Below are 18,574 nucleotides of genomic sequence, written 5' to 3'. Positions count from 1 at the left end.
CTTTACCTAACCCGCGCTACGACTTTTTGTTGCGCCAGAAATCCCAAATATCGTCCTCGGTCACCGCAGCTTGCGCTTTTTTACGGTGCTTCTTACCGGTTCCTGCTGGTTTAGCCTGAGGTTTTTCTTGCCTTGAAGGGCAATCCTCCGGGGCTTCATCGTCTGCTTCAAAGCCGGCGATTTGTTCGCGTTTTAAGCGTACCTTATTCTTTTTCTCTATCACTTTAAAGTGGTGATACTCATCGTGTGAGATCAGCGACATTGCCAAACCGGATTCGCCGGCGCGGCCACTGCGACCAATTCGGTGCATGTAATCCGCAGGGCTGCGGGGCAACTCAAAGTTAATCACCACTGGCAGTTTTTCAATATCGATACCCCGAGCAGCAATGTCGGTGGCAATTAATACTTGGGTTTGTCCCTGCTTAAAGCCGTCTAAAATTCGCTGACGAGTCGCCTGCGCCTTATCACTGTGGAACACTTCTGCGGCAATACCGGCCTGTTTTAATTTTTTCGCTAATCGGTCACAGCTGCGCTTAGCGCTGGCAAAAATTAATACCTGACGCCATTGATATTGCTCAATTAAATGCCGTAACAAAGCGCCTTTTTGGTTCTTATTTACCGTGATAACCCTCTGAGTTAAGGTACTTTCTTTGGCACTTTGCAATTCTACTTGCAAAGGTTGATGCAATAAGCCGACCGCGAGATCAGCCACTTCTTCCGGGTAGGTAGCGGAAAATAAAAGGCTTTGTTTGCGTTTGGGCAGTAAGGCCAATACCTTGGCCAACTCATCGGCAAACCCAAGGCTCAACATGCGGTCTGCTTCATCCAATACTAAATGTCTAACACGCTTTAAGCTGATCGCATTTTGTTGTACCAAGTCCAATAATCGACCCGGCGTAGCCACCAGCACGTCACAACCGCTGCGCAATGCCAACATTTGTTTATTGGTTGAAACACCGCCATACACAGCAGTGACCTTTAACTGGCCAGAAAATGCCGCCGCATATGACATACAAGCGTCGGCCACCTGTTGCGCGAGCTCCCGCGTAGGCACCAAAATCAGAGCAAATGCCGCATTACTGCGATCACCATAATCGTGTTCGTGTAAACTTTGCAGCACTGGCAAAGCAAATGCTGCGGTTTTGCCTGAACCAGTATTGGCGCCGGCCAGTACATCTCGCCCTTCTAGTACCGCTGGAATTACTTGGGCTTGAATTGGCGTAGGCTGCTGATAATTTAGGTCATTTAGTCGCTGCAAAAGCGCTGGCAATAACCCAAGACGAGAGAAGTTGCTCGAGGCCGGTTTAGTCATGACATTGTCTGATGGTAAATAATGACCCTATTGTACTGAAAACCCCACGACTGCACGACGTTATTTTAATGGCCAGTGCCATAACCAAGCTGCTAGGAACGAAAATTGCAGCGCAATGATGAGATAAGTCAGCGCCAAAAAGCGCCACTTACGAATTTTATGACGAAAGTAATATTGCGCAAATAACGCTCCTAAACAGCCACCCAATAACACTAATAGGTATAAATAGCGTTCAGGAATGCGCCACTCACCGCGCTTTGCGCGGCGTTTGTCGAGGCCATAACAGGTAAAGCATAATAGGTTTATGAGCCATAAATACGACACTATCACGTAGGCCGTCATAACCATTGCGCCGTGCTAATGCGAGCAAGAAAAAGCATGATCCAAAACCCTTATCAGTGGTGACAGTAAAAGCAAATTATTGAATACTAAAAACATCATTAATTATTAACGGCAGGAGGCAAGCATGCATCTCAAACAACAAGGGTTTACCTTAGTTGAGCTGATCATCATTGTCATTGTCTTGGCAATACTCGCTGCCTTTGCCGTTGAAAAATTTGTATCGCTGCGCAATGACGCCGAAATCAGCCAAGCCAGAGCCCTTAGGGCCGCGTATCAACAAAGCGTCGATTTTTCCCATTCACGCTGGCTCACATTGGGCGGCCAAGGCTCACAAAACGACATGCCAGGATTTGCAGGCGGCCAACTTGATATAAATTTGCAAGGCTACCCCCTCGGAATCGATAAACGTAGCCCAATGACAGCACCCAAAAATATTGGACGCCGCGACAAAGCGTGCGTTGAATTGTGGCAAACCCTGCTCGACACAGCTGAAACAGTAAGCTTGAATGACGACGGCAGCGATTATCAAGCCTACCGCCATGAAGCCCCTGTAAACCCAGACGGCATAACTCATTGCAGCTATGTGCTGCGCAGCCTCGGCGATGACAAAGGCAGAGAACAAGCCGACCACGTTATTATTTACGACTCGCGAGAAGGCACCGTAAATTTTCAGCAAAATTAATACCGCCATCAGCGTGCATTACGCCTGCAAATACAATCAAGCAAAATTCTGAAAATTTGCAGTAAAGTTACGGTATTGCTTGATTTGTAATCAGTACAAACTAGATTACACTGAAAATTAGGCCTAACTCATACTTTATCGTTATAAGTCATTAAGTATTTCAGAGGGATGCCGATATTACTTACCTAGGGATTAGCACCGTTATCGGTCATGGACTGGCCACACACAGGAATTGTTAGATGAAATTTATACACAAAATCGTTGCGGCCAGTGGTGCGATTATTACCGCTTCGCTGCTATTTGTCGGTGGTTTCCAGTACCTACAATTTAATAATTATATTGATGACACCCTAGCCACCAATATGCATGAATTAGGCGAACAGGTGGCAAACCTGGTTGATAGTGAGCTTCAAGGCAAGCTTGCGGTTGCCAATTTAGGCACAGAGTTAGCCACTTTAGACACTTCAACAGGAGCGCTGCAGACACTTTTTGCCAGCAAAACCTTCAAACAAGAATTTGTCACCTCAGGTTATGGCGCCGAAAGTGACGGCGCTATCATCCACAATGACTATGGCTGGACGCCTCCAGCGGATTGGGACTCTCGCACACGACCTTGGTATAAAGACGCAAAAGCCAGCGGTAAAAACGTAATCACAGACCCTTACGTGGATCAAGGCACAGGGGCGGTACTGATATCCATGTCGCAACCTGTGGTGAAAGACGGTCAAACCGTCGGGGTCACCTTTTTTGACGTCAGCTTACAGCAGCTTTCTGAACTCATTAACAACGTTGAAATCAACGGTGGCTTCTTATTTGCTGTGGATAAAGACGGTAATGTCATATCTCACCCTAATGGCAAGCTAAATGGCAAACACATGAGTGGCTTTTTGGGTGGTTTCAACAAAACAGCAGCCAAAGCTGAAGTCATTACCGTGGATGGCAAAAAATACTTCCTGAATTTTAGCCCCACTCAAACGTCTGATTGGTTTGTGGGTGTATTGATTGATTACGACGTAGCGCTTGCAGCGCTGAACGAGCAAGAAACCAAAGCATTGATCCTGATCCCGGTTTGCTTAGTGCTGACCATTTTAAGCATGCTGTTTATTATTCGCTATCTGATGCGACCTTTGGACGAACTCAGAGACGCTATGAAAAATGTGGCCTCTGGTGAAGGCGACTTAACCAAGCGCCTCGATACCAACTCTGACCAAGAGTTTGCTGAAATCGCCCAGTACTTCAACCAATTCACGGAAATGCTGCAAAACATTATCTCTGAAACGAAACGTTTGTCTGATGAAGTACTTAAGGTGACCCATGCTGAAGCAAAAGCGTCACAAGAATCTTCGCAGCGCCTAAACATGCAGGTGCAAGAAGTTGAGCAACTCGCGACCGCGATGAACGAAATGTCGACCACAGCTCAAGACGTGGCAGGTAACGCACAAAACGCGGCACACTCAACTCAAGACGCAGATAACGCGGTTGAAGAAGGCGTGGGCATCGTTGCGAGTACCACCAGCTCGATCGCCACCTTGTCCGACCAAATAGACAACGCGGTTCGTGTGGTGAAAGAACTCGAAGACGCCTCTGACAACATTGAGTCTATCTTGTCGGTAATTACAGGCATTGCAGATCAAACCAACCTACTGGCCTTAAACGCAGCAATTGAAGCCGCTCGAGCCGGTGAGTCTGGTCGAGGTTTTGCGGTGGTAGCGGACGAAGTTCGCACTCTAGCGCAACGCACGCAAGAATCCACCACCGAAATTCGCCAAATGATCGAACAACTGCAAGCTGGCACACAATCGGCAACCTCGGTGATGCAACAGAGCAAGGAGCTCGCCAACGAAACGGTTGCGAGCGCCACTTCAGCCAATGAGTCGCTAATGCGTATTCGTGAAGCTATCAGCCTGATTTCAGACATGAACTTGCAAATTGCTTCTGCCGCTGAAGAGCAAAGCTTGGTGGCGGAAGAAATCAGTGGCAATACGGTTAACATCAAAGACCTGTCTGACTTAGTGGCTGAACAAGCCAATAGTTCAGCCGAGCAGATGACGCAACAAGTGAGCCGAGTAGAGCAACAAGAGACATTGTTAAGCCGCTTTATCGTATAGTTCACGCGTACCCTTCAATAAAAAGGCGGACTATTTCATTAACGCATCCACTTGTTGCTGATATTTTTTCACTAAGCTTAAGTCTGCGGGCTCCACGGCTGATAAACCCGTTTTGGCAAGATCATACGCCTCGAGCACCTGCTTTTTCATTTCTGGGTCTATCATATCGTTAGCCTCAACCATGGCTTTCATTTGTTCCATCTGCGCTAACTCTTGTTCGCTTAATCCGGATAACTTTTGCGCCAAGTAGGCCTTGGTAATACGCAGTTGCACTTCCATAAAACGCTCAGCCGACATGCCGCTTTGTTCCATCGCACTGAGCAAGGTTTTTGCCTGCGCGGATTTAGACAACTGAGCAATCGCCTGCTGAGCACTTTGCTCTGGCGGTAACTTCATCAACTCAGCAAAATCAATGCCGTCTAGCGCTTCATCTTGTATTTTGTCAAATTGTGCTAATTGTGGCATGGTTTTTAACCACTGTTGCATTTCTGTGTCCGTCACTGCTGCGGCATTGGCCCATAGGCTGGTCATCAAAAGACCTGCGGCTAACATCATCGTTTTTATCATCACTGCACCTTTTCTTGAATAAAAAAGCGGCTCATTGCCGCTTAATTTTATAGTATTGGAGCAAAAGCAAGCTTATGGTTTGATGAAGTGCCTAGCCAGACCTTCACCTAAGAAATACAACCATATTTCACTTGTCACACTACTCCATTACATCCAATTGTTGCTGGTATTTTCGCACTAAGCTTGCATCTGTCGGGTTTACTTCTGCTAGACCAGCGTTCATCATCTCGTAGCTTTTTAAGATTTCCTTTCTTAGTTCAGGATCCTTCGTATTGGCTATTATTTCTTCGACTTCTGCCGATTGTTGTGCTCTATTACCCTCAAACTGCTGCGCCATCTGCACCTTAATAATGCGAAAAAACACTTCCATAAAACGTTCTGCAGACATGCCATTTTGCGCCATCACTTTCAGCGCATCTTTTGTCGACGGCGATGCTGAAATATGAGCTATTGCCTGCTTCGCACTTTGCTCTGGCGGTAACTTGAGTAGCTCGCCCATATCCATACTGTTCAATACGTCATCATGCTTATCTCCAAGTTGCGCCAGTTGCGACTGGGTTTTCAACCACTGCTGCATGTCAGCATCCGTTAACGGCCCGGCATTGGCCCACAGGCTAGTCATCAACAATCCCGCAGCTAGCATCATTCTTTTTATCATCACTTTCCCTTTGTCGAATAAAAAGCGGCACTTTGCCGCTTGTTTAAAATTATTGGAACTAAAACAGCCCAAACTTAAAACATATAAGACACACCCAAAGCTAAGCCACTGGACGCCATATCAAAAATCAGCTTATTCGACTTGTAGTCAATATCCAAGTAACGATAGTTGTATTTCAAGTACCAATTTTCGCTGAGCTTATGGTTTAAGGTCGTGCCTATGCCCCAAGAGAAGTCTGAGCTGGAGCTTAAGCCAAAGCCCGCCATGTCGAATTGCGTGTCTAAATAAAACGTAGAGTTTATTTGCCAGCGATTTTTAATGCCCAGTAAAGGGTCCACCCAGTCATCACCAAAGCCACGGTTTTTATAGCGATTATCTGTGGTGGTGGTCAGGCTATTATCTACATCAGCAAACCGAGCACCAAACACGCCATACCAAGCCATATTACCTTGGTTATAAAAACGGTATGCCGCCGTCACGTCTATCAGGTTCTGTTTGCCTTCTACCGTGGCACGGCCATTATTACCAATGTCACCTTCGTTTTTAAGCTTCATGTAGACGTAGTTAACTGAAAAGGCCCAATCCCCCTTCGAAGCTTTAGCGTCCATCAAAAATGCGCTATCAAGGTTGTCCCAAATATCACCAAAACTCATGTCCATGTCGGTGATAATGTCGTTACCATTGTCGGTTTTAAAGCCGGTTTTACCGCTTTGACCCACAGCCCAAAGATACGGGGAAACTTCAAAGTGCCAAGGTTCAGCTTGAACCAAGGTTGGTAGGCAACAAAGACCAGCCGAAGCCAAAGATAAGGAGCGAATAAATTGCATGTATCCTCACGCGCATTAAATTGATGACTTTGATTTTAGGTCAGTTTATCGATCTACTCCAATCGCAAATACAAATCTAACGCCGCAACACAGCTCTCATCATCACAGAAAATATAACACCAGACTCAAACTGAACATGCTGACCACGCTAGACAATAAAATACTACTCGCAATCGTTGCCGCCACTTGTTGGTATTGTTGGGCAAAAACGTATGCGCTGAGCCCCACAGGCATCGCCGCCAGCAGTAAAATGGCTTTTGCCCAAATATCGGGCAGTTCAAAAATATAAAACGCAAACACGCCAACCAAAATGGGCAATAGCACCATATTCAGTAACATCAGCAAAACTGCGGCGGGCACTTGGCCTCGTAACTGGTATTGTGACAACGCTGCGCCCAAAGCAAATAACGCCAACGGCACGCCCGCTTTGGCTAATAGCTCAACGCTAGCCAATACTGGCGGGTACCAAGGCATGGCAGTGATATTAACGATTAACCCCAAGAGCAAACTGGCAGTGATCGGCGTTTTGATGAGTTTTAAAAAAATTTGACCCAGGCTGGATAACAGCTTATTCCACGATAAACGTTGCCGCTCAGCCAGCACAAAGCCCAGGCTATACAACACCAAATTATGCACCGAAATGATGATCAGCAGCGGAAATAACGCCGCCTCCCCTAACGCAAATACGGATAAGGGTATGCCGACTATGGTGACATTCGAGTAGCTCGCCCCCATGGCAAAAACGCTTTGCTGCTGTGGCTGATACCCAAATACCAATTTGGCAACTAACCAAGCCACGGCAAACACCATAAGCACAGGCACAAAATAACTGGCTAATAAGCGCCAAGGCAAATGACTGGGTAACTCGGCTTTAGCGGTACTGATAAACAACAGTACCGGTAAAATAATATTAAATGCGAGTTTCCCTATGACCTTCACTTCGTCATGCTTGAGCGCCCCAAGGCGGGCTGCGCCATAACCAATGAGGGCAACAAATAGGATGGGTAAAACGGTACTCAGCACGTCCATGAAAGTCGGTTATTTATCAAACTTGGCAATAAATAGCAGTCTACCACTAATTAGGTGGCACGGCCGATAAACCGCATCAAGGGCCCACTTAAAGTGCAAGTAGGCCCTTTCCCTTTAGCGTAATCGAGGCATCAGCTCGATCAAGGTTTGGTTATTGGCATTATCAAACATGTCTTGGGTGGCGGCTATTTCTTGCTCGGTTAAATCGAGATTAAATACCGCTGCGGTCATCTCATAGCCGGTGATTTTAAAGGTACTAGGTACCGCACCAAGGTCATATACCTTGTCCAAATAGTGCACTGGGTCAACGTATTTACCCATCAAGCTATCTTCAAGGATCACTGGCGTAATACCTGCCGCTAACAGCCTGCGTGTCGCACGCATCAATTCAGACTGGGTCACTACACCGGAAATAATGGCTTGATTTTTCCCCGCCTTCCTCATGCCTTTAATAACCTTGGCAATGTTGTCTACCGATTGCAGGTTTGCAGCTTGCTTAAACTCTGTGCTCACAGGTTTGTCAGCCGCGTTCAAGTGAAAAGTCGCCATCCCTGATGCTGGCGCAAATGCGTAACTCACGTAGTTGGTCCACTGGCGGTTGCGGTATGTAACCGCTGCTTTGTTATCGTGCTCAGCCTGCTTTAAGTTTTCGGTATCAAAGTTAAACGTTAGAGCTGCCATTTTACGACGATCGCCTTGATAAATGTCGGCGCGACTTTGAATCGCGTAACGCGGGCTTAAAGTAACTTTGTGGCTGCCATTCATCGCCGCCATCACCTCATCCGCTTTTGCTAAAGCGACACCCGCTTGCTGCAAGCGTTTAAATGATGGTCGCGTATAATGTTCCGTCGAAAACACTGCATCACTCACCACGGTGACGTCAAAGCCCATTTTCTTTAAACCCAGTACGGTTTGCAGTACACACACGTCCGTCTCTGCCCCAGCAACGATCACTTGATGAATGCCTTGCTGTTGTAATTGTCGCATCGCCTGCTCAATACCGGTTTCTTTGGTAGCATTAAAATACGCTTTAAAGTGACGCAAGCTAGCAGCACTTAACTCTTGTTCAATCGATGCAATCATCGGTGAGTGAAACGCTTCCTCACCTTCATAAGTAACTTGAGTGGTAACCTGCTTTTCCTTTGCTAGTCGCACCAAGTCGGCGATGCGTTGTATTTTATTACCCATCTCAGGATCCACATTCTGCACTGGGATGGGATACTCAGGGAAAAACACCGTTGGCCAAAACTCAGGGGTACCGGGCACATAAGCTTGCTGTGCATCAATCACCAACAATGCCGTATTTTGCGCCGTAAACGAGACATATTTTTCTACCGCTACCTGTTGAGAGGCCGACTTGTGATACCCCCAAGAGGCATGCTCTGGGGCATTTGCCATCGCAGTGCTACTGGCAAATGCGCCAGTCATAACCATTCCTGTTAATAAGGTTTTAATGGTACCTTTCATGTTTTTACTCCTTGTAAGTTAACCGCACTCAGATCATTGAGTGCAGTTAATAATTACCAATAAACAAGGAGTTGGACGTTCAACCTTATAAAGCTGAACCTTTTAATTACGATAAACCCAACTTAACTCATGACAACCTTCGCTAACGCCTGCTTACGAAACTGCGATGGCGTTAATCCGGTGTCTTTTTTAAACGCAGTGTTAAAGGTCGACTTACTGTTAAAGCCATTGGCAATAGCAATTTCTAAGATGGTGATTTGTCCAGCTTGATGACTTTGCAACTGTTTTTTAATTGCCGCTAAACGGTGACGATTAACATAGTCAAAAAAGTTACATTGATAATAATCGTTGATCACTTGACTGATATAATGACTAGGTAAATCGACCTCTTTTGCCAGCTGAGGTAAGGTTAATCGAGATTGGCGAAAAAGCCCCGCCGCCATCTGCTGTTCAATCAACTCCGCAATGCTGCTTTGTTGCTGCCGACTGAGCTTATTATGCTGATACTTTTCTTGTTGCGTCTTCATAGGCCGGCGCAATATCTCACCAACAACAGGTTGCGATTCACTCAACGTGCTTTGCGAGGGGTGACTATCAAGATCCTGCGCTGCGGTGCTTGCATCTCGCGTTGTTATCTCAGCTAAGTTGTGGCTTTGCGTTAAGCTTACGTGACTTGCTGATTGCGACCGAGTATCGTGGCCGATCGCCAACTGCTTTAAGAAGATTAAACTGAGGTATGCCACTAGGTTAATCCAAAAAACCGTGGGCAGGTAGCTCACCATATATAGCAATACAGGTGGCAAAGGAATATACACTAAGCCAAAAATGACCGCGCACCACATCAAGACATGTAACCCCAACATACACTTGAGCCAGCCAAGTCGTAAGCTGGGTTGAGTCTGCTTTTTAGCCTGCCAATAAAATAAGTACGCCAGTGCTAAAAGTGTGTATAAAGTAGGATACCAAAGCATCAATGACTGTAAATGCATCACTTCGGGTGTGAAACTCACCCATTGACCATGATTCGCAAAATCACTAATAGCCTGAGCTTTTTCGTTTGCGTCAAAGTCCCACACTTGGGGCAGTAACAAACACCAGAACAGCATTGCAGGAACAAAATGTAAAATATGCCACCGCGATAGCCCCTGCTTTGAGGTCAGCCTTAACACCCATAAAAACAGCAATGGACCATACACCACGTCAAAGGTGATCCAAAAACCAAACCATTGGCTTATCGATGGCCAGATGCCAAAGTTAAGTAATACCTTGCTGCTGATTTCGACGGTAAATAAAACCAACCACAACGCCAAATAATATTGCCGCTGACGCAGCGTGGCTATCGCAAAAAAGCTGGCTTGCACCGCGCCTAACGACAGCAAGGTGCAGGCGATAATTTCAATGCTGATTAATTCATCCATAAATACAATCAGAAAAAATAAAATCGCATTATTGGTTGCGGCTTACCATAGCTCAATCGCGGCAATGGAAAACCCTACTTTCGCCTGAGCTCGATTAGGGATTATCGAGATCTTGATCAGACCATACCGCTAATTCATTGCCACTGGGCTCAATAAAATGAAACCGTTGACCACCGGGAAAATCAAAGATAGGTTGGCTGATACGACCACCCGCTTGCTCAATTTGCGCTTGGGTCTGGGCTAAATCATGGCTGTATATCACCACCAGACAGGCGCCTTGTTGACTATTTGAGCAAAACTTAGACAAGTAAAACCCACCAGCCAATCCCGCCCCAGAAAATGCGCTGTATTCATTACCAAAGTCGCTAAACTGCCATTGAAACACAGTATGGAAAAACGCTTTGGTAGCAGCCAAGTCTTGCGCTGGCAGTTCAATATAGTTGATTTTATTGTGGTTATTCATTGTAATCCCTAAAGCCTATGAAATTATCATAGTCTAGGTCAGATACTTTTTCGTAACCAGCGAATATGGGTTGCCATTCCCACGCTTTGATAGAAATGCCGGGCAGCTTGGTTAAACTCCCACACTTCTACAAAAATATCAGTCGCTTGATGCTGCCGGCATAATTGCTCAAACTCAGCCACCAGCGCCTTACCTATGCCTTTGCTCTGATGCTTAGGCTCAACGTAAAGCTCATCAATGGAGCCGATTTTTCGTTGCGCAGAGATGGGGGATATCAGGTCACGAATATGACACAACAACATGCCAATCGGGCGCTCATTTAACTGGGCAACAAAGCCAAAGCACATGTCTTTTTTACCGTATAAAGAAATGTCTTTTTGTTGCCTGATTTCTGCGGCCGGTTTGAAATACTCAGGCACGGCTTGATGGTGTAAATCATTTAAGCGGTCTAAAGCGGCCGTCAAATAAGGCAAGTCTTCGGGCGTGACCGTTCGAATAGAAAAAGGCATAACAAAACCCTGCATAATACAAAGCCCAAGTATGCAATAAAGTCAGAGCCATCATTGTCAAAAATAGGCACAAAAAAAGAGCTAATCAGCCCTTTTTTACCTGCCAACCATAACGATTAGCTTTTACCGCGGTTTTCTACCGGTTTAGCGTAAGACGCCAGCACTCGCTCCGTTAACTCGGCCGGAATGTTGGTCATATAAGCTTGAAACGCCTGTTTATCCGCTTCAGACAATTGTTCAACGGCAGGATCTTTGGCCGCAATCAAGTTTGAAGGGTGTAAGTGGAAGTTTTGGTAGATGCTGGCATCAATGGCCGCTGCCACGCTGTCGGCATCTGCAAAATCCGCCGTTAGGGGTTGGCCAAACGCCACGTGCACGTGGCCTTTTTGCCCCACAATGCCTTCAACGATACTGGCAATGTCTTCAAACTCTGCCTTTTCATATTCGCCGTGCTGCTCGGTGTGCGCCAACTCTTTGGCTTTGGTCGCGGCGCCCGCGTCAAACTCGTACGAGATAGCCACGGGTACAATTTGTAATTGCTTAATGTAATCCGCAAAACTTTGCTTTTGCTTTTTGCCGTTCATGTAGAACATTTTGATGATGGCCGGATCGGTTTTATCAAAGCCGTCTTTGGCACGGCCTTCTTTTTGTGCAATCCATATATTCTGGCCTTCTTCAAGAGAGTGCTTGATATACGCTGATAATTTCGTAAATGCCGCCATCATGGCGCGGGGAGCAGTCGCTGAGCGCTTAACAATGAAGCTTTTATTTAGCTTCATTAGGTCGGTAACGTATGGCTTTTGCAATAGGTTGTCACCAATGGCAATACGCACAGTATTGAAACCATTGTGGTACAAACCCCAGTTAACAAAAGCCGGATCCATGGCAATGTCTCTGTGATTAGAAACAAACAAATATGCTTTGTCTTTACTCAGTTGGTCTAAGCCAGAAAAAGTGACTTTAGTGGTGGTATTGCTCACCATCTTTGCCATGTATGAGGCTACTTCATCCTGCACGCTGGCCACAGAGTCGAGCTTTGCCCACTTACGCTGCAATACACTTCGTACTAAAGGTTGCACTAGCCAAGGTGTCCATTGGCTTAATCGGGGAAAGCGAATTTTGGCCATGGCCTCAATAAACTCGTCGTCAGCGGTAATCCGAGTGATGACCCCATGGATCTCGGCGTCGTTATACGGCCGAATATCACTGTAGATATCGTCTGATTGTGGGTTTTCTGTTGCCATTTTTACCTCTAAAGCCCTGACATGCGTGCAAAAAATCGCCGCATTCTACCTTAAATCGGTTTTTGGGGCTAATCTTTCTGTATTTAATCCCGACGTACTCTCAAGCAGCGATCTCGGGTTGACCAAATAACGTTGCAGTAAGTTTAATAGCACGCCGTAAAACGGCAAGAAAATCAGAATACTAATCACTAGTTTAAAGGCGTAATCCACCGCTGCAATTTCCAACCAATGCTGCGCCATAAATGCATCGCTGGAGCGAAAGAAAGCGACAAAGAAAAACACCGCAGTATCCAGTAAGTTACCTATCACCGTCGAAGCCACAGGGGCCACCCACCAAGCAGGTAGCTGACGCAACCGGTGAAAGATTTTAATGTCCAGCAATTGGCCTAAGCAATAAGCCAAGAAACTGGCTAATGCAATGCGCCCCACAAAGGCATTAAAGCCTAATAAACCCGTTAAGCCTTGGTATTCACCTTGGTAAAAGATCACCGACAAAACATAGGAAATGAGCAAAGCAGGCAGCATCACTAAGAAAATGATTCGTCGTGCTAAGCTGGCGCCAAAAATGCGCACAGTGAGGTCAGTCGCTAAGAAAATAAACGGAAAAGTGAATGCCCCCCACGTGGTATGCATACCAAAAATAGTAATAGGTAGCTGCACTAAATAATTGCTAGAAGCAATCACGAGGACGTGGAAAACACAAAGCGCCAATAAGGCGAACTTTGCCTGAGCAAGAGTATGAGTGGTCATATTGTACCTTTTTAGTTGGTTTGGGGTGAGGGAACCCAAATTTCGAGGCGCTATTATACAAATTCGTTACCGTGGCACAATCAAATTCGTATAAAAAATACGCACTCTAGTGTTTAGCTTAAACTGCCTTGATTCGACTCTGCCAGTAGCCCAGTCAGCAGTTCTCTGAGCCAAATATGCGCCGCACTGCGCGTAGTACGTTTATGCCAAATGAGGTTATGCACTACAGGTAAAGTGGTAAAAGGCAAAGGTAACACCTGTAACCCCAAAGTGTCGGCAAACTGAGCCGCCGTTACCTTGGGCGCTAAACTCAACACTTGGCTATTGGCAGCCAAAGCCATACCGGTAAATAAAGAATCGCATTGCAGCGCTACCTTGCGCGCTTGCATCACCTCGGTGCTGAGGTAATTGATCGCATGGTGCCCTGCCCGGCGTAGCGTCAACGTCACATGGTCTGCTTGGTAATAGGTTTCTTGGTCAATGCTGCCTTGTACCTGCGGGTGATTTTTAGCACACACCATCATCATGGTGTCATGGTGCACCGGCTTAACCTGAAATGAATGATGCTCAAGCTGGCCGATGTCGATAGCTAAATCGGCCTGCTGCATGGTGAGTTGGTGTAACATTTCTTGCTCTGTTGGCGGGCTTTGCACCAGTTGCACGCTGCAATTACCAAGCTTTGCCGAATGGTCTAGCTGCGGCTGCAGCAATAATAACATCGGCTCTGTCACGACCACCTTAAACGTTCTGGCTTGGCTAATATCAAACGCTTTTAAATTATCCAACGCAGACAACACGGTATTCAGTGCCGGTTCAATGTCACTCGCTAGCTGGATTGCAGCTTGTGTCGGCACTATACCACGGCCTTCCCGTACAAACAGTTGCGTATCCAACTGCTCACTGAGGCGCTTCAATGCACGGCTCACACCCGGTTGGGTTGACTGCAAAGTATCTGCCGCCAAGGTGATCGAGCGCAAGCGGTAAACCTGCATGAACACCTCAAGTAAATTGAAATCCAGTTTCTGTTCCATCGCCACCACCAAACATAACAATTTGTCATGTTAAATATACCAACCCATCCATATATTGTCATGTCTCTATATCCAATAATAGCCCCATCAAAACGCAAACTTACTTCATAAAGGTGGAACCCATGAGAACATTTGCCAAACTATCTTGCATTACCGCAGCGATGATTTTCTCAACCTCAACGCTTGCCGCTGATCCTATGACGCAATACAGAACTCAGCCAACCAAGCCCGACCTAGAAAAGGTCAACAAGTACGAATATCACGAAGGTGAAACGCTCAAAGAATACCTCAGCCAACAACCTAAAGGTAAGTTGTACTCAAATGAGCAAGAAATCCTCAGCGTACTGATGGGCGGCGTGAACAATGGCGACTACCGCAGTAAAACCAACACAGGCTGGAAAGAAGGCTTAATGTTCGAAGGCATCGCCCCGTATGGCGACCACATGGTATCTGGTGCCAACTGGTTCCCCCGCACCGAAGAAGTACAACCTGATGAAATGCGCGTGACGTTTATGGGTACCTCACCGATGATCCGCCCAGGTCAAGCCAATACCTCTATTTATGTTGAACTGGGTAATGGTTCAAACTTTGTGTTTGATATGGGTGAGGGCTCAATCGCAAACTACGTAGGGGCCGGCGTAGCACTGAATGAACTCGACCATATCTTCATTACCCACTTGCACGTTGACCACTATGGTTCACTGCCGTACCTGTACCAATTTGGTGGCTGGAACGGACGTTGGGAAAAACCGCTGAACATTTATGGCCCAAGCGGTGCCACCCCAGAAGACGGCACCCGCCACATGATTGAAGGCATGCAACAAATGCTGCACTGGCATACCGATGCGTTTGACGTATTCCCATCCGGCAATGACATCGTCGTTCACGAATTTGATTTCCGTGATGATGGCGGTGTTATCTACGACCAAGACAACGTTGAGGTGATTCACTGGCGTCGCAGCCATGCTAAAGATGGCGCATCGGGTTACCGCCTAAACTGGACGCAAGACGACGGCCGCGTACTGTCTTTTGTTTGGACCGGTGACGGCCGCCCAACCGAGCTTGATTTAAAATACGCCAAAGGCGCTGACTTATTTATTACCGAACTGCAAACAGAGACCTTTGGTGTTTCATCCATCATTCAAGGGGTACCGCCTTTCTTAGCGCGCTACACGGTTGATACGCACCATACTCCTGCTTATGCCGCCGGTTACGTTGCTAACGAAGTGCAGCCGCGTCTGTTTATGACCACGCACATGGCTTTCGACCCTTACTTAAATGAAGAAACCGTGGCAGAAGTACGCCATCACTGGAAAGGGCCATACCACTTTGGTGCGCCAGACGGCATTGTTGTGAACATGACCAAAGATAACGCTTGGGTACGTGAAGGTATTTTACCTGACTTCCCGAATGCCAGGGCGCCGCAGTTTGATATGGCTGACGGTTCAGAGTTTAGAATTCCAATGCCGAAGAATCGCCGCGAGGATATTCAAGAGCAAGAAATTCGTGACTTAGAGTTGGATCCAAAACTTTACTACCCAGAAGGCTACCACCCAGAACTATTAACTGAGTGGCCAGTAGACAGAGACATCGTCATGCCTGCTGAGCAAGTGCCAGAAGCCATGAAGCAAGGCATGAACACCAAGCAAGAATATGTCGACCGCGTACGTGAACACCATGGCTTAGAGCGCAAATCGGTCACCCGTCCAACCGAGCCAGGTGAAGGCTCAGGTACAGACAAATAACCGCCAATGAACGCAAGGTGCAGCAAGGGCTTACTCCCTTGCTCACATCAGCCACCCCTTATTCAATTTAACGTTTTGGAGTTCATTATGAAAAAGCCCATTATTGCTACCCTCATCTTAGGCTTAGCTGCTGGCTCAGCTTTAGCAAACAGCCAAACCCCAGGGCAATCAAACGCCCACGACTACCACCCAGGCGCCATTAACAACACCGAGCGTTTAGGTGAAATTGACCCCAATTATCGCCTAACCCTGCCTTCTGAGCGTGACGGTTACACCGCTTACGACAATCCCTACATGGCAGAGCAAGGCACGTATTCGGATTACCACAAGCCAAACCCCAGTGACCCTGCTCACGTGGCCGACCCGGGTTCGATTAAAATCACCCATGGCCCAGGAGGCTTGGTGTCAACGGAATACACCATCAAAAATGGCGAGTTTAGCTTCTCAGTGATGTGTGGTTACACCTCTGGCCCTGCATATTGGAGTGATAGCAAGCCTGCTGAGGTGTGTCAGCAAGCACAGGCCATGGCAAAAGATTTAGAAGCAAAAGGTAAATGGCATGAGAAGCGCATGGCTTATACGGTGGCCCCCGCCAAAATCAAGGTAGATACCTCATCTTAATCTGCCACTCACCGCGCTCGGGGTAATCTGTTACCCCGAGCATTAGAACAACAGACCTCTGGGCAAACCGCAGCGAAATATGCCCAACGGGTCCCCCCATAATTAGGTGGAACTATTATGAAAACAGCAACATTTAAGACTCACCAAAAAGACATAAAAAACGGCACGTTGGCGTACGCTAAAAAAATATTGATAGGGCTCGCAGGTGCGTTATTGCTTAGCCCCAGCTTTGCAACAGCGGCAGAGCATAACCATAATCACAATCACTTTAATCCGGTACTAGAAGCATTGGGCAATGACATCATTGGTCTCACCGTATGCTACCGCAACGGTTATTTATCGGAACAAGACCAAGAACCCGCCTTCCAAAATTTAATTAACTACGCTGGCGTCGATGGTCAAGAGTTAGGCATGTATTACATGAACAGTTTGGGCGCTGAAGCAGAAAAAATAATGAGTGATGAACAAGACCGCGCGTTATGGACAAAAGACTATTGCGAGGAATTAACCACGGCGTACCTCTATCCTCACCACTTGATTCGTTGGCAACACAAAAACCATGACCACGACGGCCATGCTCATAATCACGCAGATATCTCTCCAGAAGTGTTGCAACAAGACATTGAGCGCGGCAGATTATTGCGCATCGAATGATGCCACGATTCCACCCAATGGGGGGCGGCGCTGCGGCGTTGCTCCCCATTTTTTATCGCAAGCAAATTAACCGTATTGCTGCTGTAAATACGCGGCAATATCCGCAGATTCAGGCATCCAAACATCGTCTTGACCAGCACGAGCAATGCGCAATACCGGCACAGTACCACGGCCTCTGGCAGCCAATAAGTCTTGTTGATGTTGTGGCTCGGCACGTGTATCGCGCAGCTCTACCTCAACGTCTAATTGCTCAATCACATTCATGACCATGCGGCAGTAGGGACAACCGTGGAAAAAATACAGGGCCAACTTTTCAGGCGCAGACATAGGTATTCCTTTTATTAATGATTAAAAATTCTCATAGCGTGTTTTCTTAATACTGGTTAAGCCAAGCCAACAATTGAGTAAGTAAAGCCTGATCTGGCTCACGAGTGACACTCAGCCAACAGCTCTGACTCATTTCTTCATAATTAAGCAAGAAAGTAGTGCTGCGCCATTCAAACACCCAGCAAAAGCTATCTGCCGCCGCATCTTTTTGCATAATGCGGATATCTGGGTGGTCTAACCAGCCCAAAGCAAATTCAGCAAACACATCATAATACAAAGCATCGGGGGACTTAGCTTGCCACAATAAAATGGTTTCTTGCTGCGGCCCTTGTTGCTGCCACTTTCCTTTAAACATTTCCGACATAAGGTTTCTTTTTGTTTGTTATCAAGTGTTTTCAGCTATCAAAATAGCTATCAACTCTGCCCTTGTGGGCTGATTCACTTGCAGTACTAAGGTGACATTAGCCATGCCATGTTCAAATCGGCACTGAGCGTGCATTGCAATATTGTCAGCAACTCCATAGTTATCGAGCTCAAGCAAACGCATCTCGGTGCAACTTTGCATTTTTCCTAGGTAAGCTGATTGCTGCATCAGCTGAGTTAAAGTGGCTCGATTAGCCGCAAAGTTACCAGGCGTCATCCACGCCTCAATGCGCGACAACTGCCAATCTTGGGAGATATCCGTCAGCAGTTCGGCAATATCAATGCCGTATTCCAATGCGAGCTGAACTTGACGAACCTGTTGATATTGCTGCCAACCTTTATAACCAACCCCAGTAAGCAGCAATCCCAGCAGTAGTGCTATCAGCCACTTTTTCAT

At 46.7% G+C, this 18,574-nt stretch carries 21 protein-coding genes; 5 read left to right on the top strand and 16 right to left on the bottom strand.

All coding sequences use genetic code 11. The features are described from left to right. Nucleotides 1-16: 16 nt before the first annotated feature. Together D1Z90_RS12260 and D1Z90_RS12255 are read right to left on the bottom strand one after the other, a co-directional pair. Nucleotides 17-1,312, bottom strand: coding sequence for a DEAD/DEAH box helicase (locus tag D1Z90_RS12260; RefSeq protein WP_119911060.1), 1,296 nt, complete (start codon nt 1,310-1,312; stop codon nt 17-19). A 60-nt stretch (nt 1,313-1,372) separates the two neighbouring features. After that, nucleotides 1,373-1,660 carry a DUF1294 domain-containing protein gene (locus tag D1Z90_RS12255; RefSeq protein WP_119911059.1) on the bottom strand — a complete coding sequence of 96 codons (288 nt, stop codon included), beginning with the start codon at nt 1,658-1,660 and terminating at the stop codon, nt 1,373-1,375. A gap of 118 nt (nt 1,661-1,778) precedes the next feature. Here D1Z90_RS12255 and D1Z90_RS12250 point away from each other — a divergent pair, with 118 nt between their 5' ends. Next, a complete protein-coding gene (locus tag D1Z90_RS12250; protein ID WP_119911058.1) occupies nt 1,779-2,336 on the top strand; it encodes a prepilin-type N-terminal cleavage/methylation domain-containing protein in 558 nt (185 codons plus the stop codon). Between the two features lie 239 nt (nt 2,337-2,575). Next, entirely contained in the window at nt 2,576-4,444 is a 1,869-nt protein-coding gene (locus D1Z90_RS12245; RefSeq protein WP_119911057.1) for a methyl-accepting chemotaxis protein, read from the top strand. A gap of 30 nt (nt 4,445-4,474) precedes the next feature. Here the strand turns inward: D1Z90_RS12245 and D1Z90_RS12240 are convergent, their stop codons facing one another. From D1Z90_RS12240 to D1Z90_RS12190, 11 genes are all read right to left on the bottom strand, one after another. Beyond that, complete coding sequence (locus tag D1Z90_RS12240) at nt 4,475-5,011, bottom strand: hypothetical protein (RefSeq protein WP_119911056.1); 537 nt, start codon at nt 5,009-5,011, stop codon at nt 4,475-4,477. Nucleotides 5,012-5,150: 139 nt separating this feature from the next. Beyond that, entirely contained in the window at nt 5,151-5,669 is a 519-nt protein-coding gene (locus tag D1Z90_RS12235) for a hypothetical protein (protein ID WP_119911055.1), read from the bottom strand. A 74-nt stretch (nt 5,670-5,743) separates the two neighbouring features. Further along, on the bottom strand, nt 5,744-6,496 hold the full coding sequence (locus D1Z90_RS12230; RefSeq protein ID WP_119911054.1) for an outer membrane beta-barrel protein: 753 nt from the start codon (nt 6,494-6,496) through the stop codon (nt 5,744-5,746). A 102-nt stretch (nt 6,497-6,598) separates the two neighbouring features. Beyond that, nucleotides 6,599-7,525, bottom strand: a complete 927-nt coding sequence (locus tag D1Z90_RS12225) for an AEC family transporter (protein ID WP_119911053.1) — start codon at nt 7,523-7,525, stop codon at nt 6,599-6,601. A 114-nt stretch (nt 7,526-7,639) separates the two neighbouring features. Next, nucleotides 7,640-8,992 (bottom strand): cysteine hydrolase family protein, encoded by a 1,353-nt coding sequence (locus tag D1Z90_RS12220; RefSeq protein WP_119911052.1) that lies wholly within the window; start codon nt 8,990-8,992, stop codon nt 7,640-7,642. Nucleotides 8,993-9,114: 122 nt separating this feature from the next. Further along, entirely contained in the window at nt 9,115-10,410 is a 1,296-nt protein-coding gene (locus D1Z90_RS12215; protein ID WP_119911051.1) for a helix-turn-helix domain-containing protein, read from the bottom strand. A gap of 94 nt (nt 10,411-10,504) precedes the next feature. Further along, entirely contained in the window at nt 10,505-10,873 is a 369-nt protein-coding gene (locus tag D1Z90_RS12210; RefSeq protein ID WP_119911050.1) for a VOC family protein, read from the bottom strand. 38 nt (nt 10,874-10,911) lie between these two features. Beyond that, nucleotides 10,912-11,382 (bottom strand): GNAT family N-acetyltransferase, encoded by a 471-nt coding sequence (locus tag D1Z90_RS12205; protein WP_158587124.1) that lies wholly within the window; start codon nt 11,380-11,382, stop codon nt 10,912-10,914. Nucleotides 11,383-11,498: 116 nt separating this feature from the next. Beyond that, nucleotides 11,499-12,626: a 1-acyl-sn-glycerol-3-phosphate acyltransferase gene (locus D1Z90_RS12200; RefSeq protein ID WP_119911048.1), complete on the bottom strand. Its 1,128-nt coding sequence runs from the start codon at nt 12,624-12,626 to the stop codon at nt 11,499-11,501. Between the two features lie 45 nt (nt 12,627-12,671). Further along, nucleotides 12,672-13,376, bottom strand: coding sequence for a 7-cyano-7-deazaguanine/7-aminomethyl-7-deazaguanine transporter (locus D1Z90_RS12195; RefSeq protein ID WP_119911047.1), 705 nt, complete (start codon nt 13,374-13,376; stop codon nt 12,672-12,674). A gap of 113 nt (nt 13,377-13,489) precedes the next feature. Further along, nucleotides 13,490-14,407, bottom strand: coding sequence for a LysR family transcriptional regulator (locus D1Z90_RS12190; protein ID WP_119911046.1), 918 nt, complete (start codon nt 14,405-14,407; stop codon nt 13,490-13,492). 122 nt (nt 14,408-14,529) lie between these two features. On the opposite strand from D1Z90_RS12190, the gene gntH reads away from it, so the two are divergent. The 3 genes from gntH (at nt 14,530) to D1Z90_RS12175 (ending at nt 17,427) form a co-directional block, all read left to right on the top strand. Beyond that, nucleotides 14,530-16,152 carry a guanitoxin biosynthesis MBL fold metallo-hydrolase GntH gene (gene gntH / locus D1Z90_RS12185; protein ID WP_119911045.1) on the top strand — a complete coding sequence of 541 codons (1,623 nt, stop codon included), beginning with the start codon at nt 14,530-14,532 and terminating at the stop codon, nt 16,150-16,152. 87 nt (nt 16,153-16,239) lie between these two features. After that, the gene (locus D1Z90_RS12180) at nt 16,240-16,773 is read left to right on the top strand and encodes a hypothetical protein (protein ID WP_119911044.1); all 534 of its coding nucleotides are present in this window, start codon (nt 16,240-16,242) and stop codon (nt 16,771-16,773) included. A gap of 117 nt (nt 16,774-16,890) precedes the next feature. Continuing rightward, nucleotides 16,891-17,427, top strand: a complete 537-nt coding sequence (locus D1Z90_RS12175) for a hypothetical protein (RefSeq protein ID WP_198419158.1) — start codon at nt 16,891-16,893, stop codon at nt 17,425-17,427. 66 nt (nt 17,428-17,493) lie between these two features. Here D1Z90_RS12175 and D1Z90_RS12170 read toward each other — a convergent pair whose 3' ends face one another. The 3 genes from D1Z90_RS12170 to D1Z90_RS12160 are packed head-to-tail and all read right to left on the bottom strand — an operon-like array spanning nt 17,494 to nt 18,574. After that, entirely contained in the window at nt 17,494-17,754 is a 261-nt protein-coding gene (locus D1Z90_RS12170) for a glutaredoxin family protein (protein WP_119911043.1), read from the bottom strand. 46 nt (nt 17,755-17,800) lie between these two features. Continuing rightward, entirely contained in the window at nt 17,801-18,118 is a 318-nt protein-coding gene (locus tag D1Z90_RS12165) for a DUF3630 family protein (protein WP_119911042.1), read from the bottom strand. Between the two features lie 21 nt (nt 18,119-18,139). Next, nucleotides 18,140-18,574 (bottom strand): hypothetical protein, encoded by a 435-nt coding sequence (locus D1Z90_RS12160; RefSeq protein ID WP_119911041.1) that lies wholly within the window; start codon nt 18,572-18,574, stop codon nt 18,140-18,142.

This window comes from Motilimonas pumila, assembly GCF_003596335.1.
Lineage (GTDB): Bacteria > Pseudomonadota > Gammaproteobacteria > Enterobacterales > CBDFNC01 > Motilimonas > Motilimonas pumila.
This window is presented reverse-complemented; position numbering and strand designations above follow the sequence as displayed.